Source organism: Exiguobacterium sp. s91 (assembly GCF_018618915.1).
GTDB classification, from domain to species: Bacteria; Bacillota; Bacilli; order Exiguobacteriales; family Exiguobacteriaceae; genus Exiguobacterium_A; species Exiguobacterium_A abrahamii.
In genome coordinates, this window is sequence record NZ_JACSMZ010000016.1 from 1 (window position 1) to 212 (window position 212).

The following is a 212-nucleotide window of genomic DNA, read 5'->3' on the forward strand; positions in this document are numbered from 1 at the left end:
ACGATGAGGTAGATAGGTCACGGGTGGAAGCATGGCGACATGTGGAGCTGAGTGATACTAATCGGTCGAGGCCTTGTTCTAGCAGATGCATTGTTGATGACTTCAGTTTTGAGGGCGCGAGCCCGATCGTCTGGTGACGATAGCCAAGTGGTCACACCCGTTCCCATGCCGAACACGGAAGTTAAGCACTTGAACGCCGAAAGTAGTTGGGG

At 53.3% G+C, this 212-nt stretch carries 1 rRNA gene; it reads left to right on the forward strand.

The features are described from left to right. Window positions 1-129 precede the first annotated feature (129 nt). A 5S ribosomal RNA gene (gene rrf, locus KNQ06_RS16935) occupies window positions 130-212 on the forward strand; the annotation flags it as partial.